The organism is Microbacterium sp. Leaf351 (assembly GCF_001423825.1).
GTDB lineage: Bacteria > Actinomycetota > Actinomycetes > Actinomycetales > Microbacteriaceae > Microbacterium > Microbacterium ginsengisoli.
The window spans coordinates 71,994-75,812 of the sequence record NZ_LMPK01000035.1 but is presented as its reverse complement, the minus strand read 5'-3'; the positions used below and the strand labels follow the sequence as shown (position 1 = coordinate 75,812).

Annotated in this window: 4 protein-coding genes and 1 pseudogene; 2 read left to right on the top strand and 3 right to left on the bottom strand. The window is 72.5% G+C overall.

Features of this window, described 5'->3' with window-relative positions; all coding sequences use genetic code 11:
- Both ASG00_RS18260 and hemE read right to left on the bottom strand, forming a co-directional pair.
- The coding region (locus ASG00_RS18260) for an NAD(P)-binding protein (RefSeq protein ID WP_235559519.1) at positions 1-274 on the bottom strand (274 nt) is incomplete at its 3' end.
- Positions 271-1,350, bottom strand: a complete 1,080-nt coding sequence (gene hemE / locus ASG00_RS11440) for a uroporphyrinogen decarboxylase (protein ID WP_056209686.1) — start codon at positions 1,348-1,350, stop codon at positions 271-273. The genes ASG00_RS18260 and hemE, both read right to left, overlap by 4 nt.
- A gap of 58 nt (positions 1,351-1,408) precedes the next feature.
- On the opposite strand from hemE, the gene ASG00_RS11435 reads away from it, so the two are divergent.
- Both ASG00_RS11435 and ASG00_RS11430 read left to right on the top strand, forming a co-directional pair.
- Positions 1,409-2,716: a glutamyl-tRNA reductase gene (locus ASG00_RS11435; protein ID WP_056209683.1), complete on the top strand. Its 1,308-nt coding sequence runs from the start codon at positions 1,409-1,411 to the stop codon at positions 2,714-2,716.
- Positions 2,713-3,279 (top strand): HhH-GPD-type base excision DNA repair protein, encoded by a 567-nt coding sequence (locus tag ASG00_RS11430; RefSeq protein WP_056209680.1) that lies wholly within the window; start codon positions 2,713-2,715, stop codon positions 3,277-3,279. The genes ASG00_RS11435 and ASG00_RS11430 overlap by 4 nt, the downstream gene beginning before the upstream one ends.
- Before the next feature lie 110 nt (positions 3,280-3,389).
- Here the strand turns inward: ASG00_RS11430 and ASG00_RS18255 are convergent.
- Positions 3,390-3,819, bottom strand: a pseudogene (locus ASG00_RS18255) (NDP-hexose 4-ketoreductase); the annotation flags it as partial.

Genomic DNA, 3,819 nt, shown 5'->3' with positions numbered 1-3,819 from the left:
CGACGACCTCTCCCGACAGCCCGAGGTCGTCGATGAGCTGACGCACGTGACCTCCGCGGGTGGCGAAGCTCTCGGCACCGACGTCGAGGGGCAGGCCGGCGACGTCGCGGGTACGCAGCACTCCGCCCGTGTGCGACGACGCCTCGAGCACCGTCACGGCGATGCCGACCTTGGCGCATTCCATGGCGGCGACGAGGCCGCTCGCGCCGCCGCCGACGACGACCACACGGGAGCGCGCCGCGGCATCCGCGATGCCGGCGACGTGCTCCGTCACTCGATCCCGCCGATCTCGTGCGCGAGCTCGACGATGCGGGTCAGCACGGTCGGGTCGGTCTCGGGGGGAACGCCGTGACCGAGGTTCAGCACGTGGGCGCGCGCCGCTCGGCCGCGGGCGACGACCTCGCGCACGTGCGCCTCGACGACCTCCCACGGTGCCTGGAGCAGGGCCGGGTCGATGTTGCCCTGCACCGAGACATCCGTGCCGAGCACCTCGACGGCCTCGTCGAGCGGGGTACGCCAGTCGACACCCACGGTGTCCGCGATGCCGCCGAGCCGCATGTCGGCGAGAAGGTGGCCGGTGCCGACGCCGAAGTGGATGCGCGGCACGCCCGCCCCCTCGAGCGCCCGGCGCGAATGAGGGGCGATGAACGTCGTGTAGTCGCTGCGGGAGAGCGACCCGGCCCACGAGTCGAACAGCTGCACGGCCGACGCCCCGGCGGCGATCTGCACGCCGAGGAACGCCGCCGAGACCTCGGCGAGCCACCCGGCCAGCCGATGCCACGAGGTCGGGTCGGCGTGCATCATGGCGCGGGCGCGCAGGTGCTCCTTCGACGGGCCGCCCTCGACGAGGTAGGCGGCGAGCGTGAAGGGGGCGCCCGCGAAGCCGATCAGCGGGGTGTCACCGAGCTCCGTGGTGACGATGCGCACCGCCTCGGCGACCGGAGTGGCGGCTGCCGCGACCGCGGCGGGTTCGATGGCCGTGAGCCGGTCGACGTCGGCGGCGGTGCGTACGGGCGAGGCGAACACGGGGCCGCGACCCGGCTCGATCTCGACGTCCACGCCCGCGAGCTTCAGCGGCACCACGATGTCGCTGAAGAAGATGCCGGCATCGACGCCGTGGCGACGCACCGGCTGCAGGGTGATCTCGGCGGCGAGCTCGGGGGTGAGGCAGGCGTCGAGCATGCGGGTGCCGACGCGCAGCTCGCGGTACTCGGGAAGTGAGCGGCCGGCCTGGCGCATGAACCAGACGGGCAGCCGATCGGTGCGCTCTCCGGTGATCGCGCGGACGAGAGCGGATGCCGCGGGCCCCGCGACAGCGGCGGGATCGGTGGCGGCGGCGGGGCGGGTCATCCTGACAGTTTCCCATCACCGCCCATACCCCGCCTGGGAGCGGTCGTAGACTTGCCGGGTGCTGCTGTGCCTGAGCGCGAGTCACAAGACCGCGTCGTTCGACCTCCTGGAGAGGCTCAGCGTCCACACCGACAGCGTCGCCCGGTCGATCGCCGAGCACAGCGAGTGCGTGCAGGGGGCTGTGGTCGTCGCCACCTGCAATCGGTTCGAGGCCTACGTCGACATGGACGAGCCGGTGACCGCGGCATCCGCTCTGGGTGTCGAGGCGGCGCTGCTCGCCGTCGAGGCCGCCACGGGCGTCGCCGCACACGAGCTCGACGGGGCGTATGAGCTCTACACCGGCGACGGCGTCGCCGAGCATCTGTTCTCGGTCGCCTCGGGGCTCGAGTCCGTCGTCGTCGGCGAGGGCGAGATCGCCGGGCAGGTGCGCCGCGCCCTGGCCGACGCGCACCGCGACGGCACCACGTCGACCGAGCTCGAGCGGCTGTTCCAGCGCGCCAGCGAGACACAGCGCGACGTGAAGAACGGCACCGCGATCGGCCGCGCCGGACGCTCCCTCGTGCGGCTCGGACTCGAGCTCGCCGACAGCCGCATCGCCGACTGGTCGGCGCTCGACGTGCTGCTGGTCGGCACGGGCGCCTACGCGGCCGCGACGCTCGCGGCCCTGCGCGATCAGGGCGCCGAGCGCATCACCGTCTTCTCCCCCTCTGGTCGCGCCGAGCGCTTCGCGCTCAAGCACGGCATCGCGCACACGTCCGACCTCGCCGTGCGCGCCCGCCGTGCGGATCTCGTGATCACCTGCACGAGTGCCGAGGGATACGTCGTCACCCCGGCGGTGCTCGGTGCCGAGGTCGTGGATGCCACGGCCCCCGCGTGCCCCGTCGCGCACGAGCGCACCACGCGGCGCATGGTGATCGACCTCGGCCTGCCCCGCAATGTCGACCCGGCCGTCGCGCAGCTGGCCGACACCGATCTGCTCGACCTCGAGACGATCCGGCTGCACGCCCCTCTCGAGGAGCTGCAGGCCACCGACACCGCTCGCGCGCTCGTGCAGGACGCCGCCCGCCGCTTCACGGTGGCCGGCGAACGGCGCAGCGTGACCCCCGCGGTGGTCGCGCTGCGCGCTCACGTGTTCGAGCTGCTCGAGGCCGAGATCGCCCGGGCCCGCGCACGCGGAGACGACGGCCGCGCCGAGCAGTCGTTGCGCCATCTCGTGGGCGTGCTGCTGCACACCCCGACGATCCGCGCCCATGAGCTGGCCGATGCCGGCCACGCCGACGACTACGTCGCCGGACTCGAGGCGCTGTTCGGCATCGTCCCGGCCGCCGAGGCAACCGCGATCGACGACGAGGCGAAGCTCGCGTGAGTCTGCATCTCACCGGCGACGCCGCCGCCGACACCCTCCTCACCGAGCAGCCGCTGGCCCTGCTGATCGGCATGCTCCTCGACCAGCAGATCGCGATGGAGACGGCGTTCGCCGGGCCCCGCAAGATCGTCGACCGGGTCGGCACCCTGGATGCCGCGGCCCTCGCCGGGTACGACCCGGAGGAGTTCCTGGCGGCGTTCCGTCAGACGCCGGCCGTGCACCGCTTCCCCGGTTCGATGGCGGCCCGCGTGCAGGAGCTGTGCGGCATCGTATCCCGCGACTGGGGCGGCGATGCGTCCGCGCTCTGGACCCGTGACGACCCCGACGGCGCCGAGGTGCTGCGGCGCCTGCGCACCCTCCCCGGGTTCGGCGAGCAGAAGGCGAAGATCTTCCTCGCGCTGCTCGGCAAGCAGTACGGGTTCATGGGCGCGGGGTGGCGTGAGGCATCCGCTCCCTACGGCGAGGTGGGGTCGCTGCGCTCCGTCGCCGACATCGTCTCGCCCGAGACGCTCGCGAAGGTGCGCGAGCACAAGAAGGCCATGAAGGCGGCCGCGAAGGGCTGAGCCCCCATGTGAGGCTCGTCTCGCTCGATGCGAACGGCCGACCACCTCCGGCGCCCCGACACGACGAAGGGGGCGGATGCCGCGGCATCCGCCCCCTTCGTGTCGTTCGGTCAGTCGGCGGTCGCCGCGATCTCCGGCGTCGCCGCGATCTCGCCGGCCGCACCCACACCGACCGCAACCTTCTCGCCGCGGGCCTTGTGCTCGAACACGAACTCGCCGTTCGGGGCGTCGACCGTCACGTGATCGCCGGAGACGAGCTCGCCGTGCAGGATCTGCTCGCTGAGGCGGTCCTCGATCTCACGCTGCATCGCACGACGCAGCGGACGGGCGCCCAGCGTCGGGTCGAAGCCGATCTCGATCAGCTTGTCCTTGGCCGCGTCGGTGAGCTCCACCGTCATGTCGCGGTCGAGCAGACGCTCGCCGAGACGCTTGGTGAACAGCCCCACGATCTGGCGCAGCTCGTCCTTGTTGAGCTGCGGGAACACGATGATGTCGTCGACGCGGTTGAGGAACTCGGGCTTGAAGTGCCGCTTGAGCTCC

Bases quoted from the DNA above. Each gene is read 5' to 3' on its own strand.
- hemE (WP_056209686.1), bottom strand. From the start codon at position 1,350: ATGACCCGCCCCGCCGCCGCCACCGATCCCGCCGCTGTCGCGGGGCCC.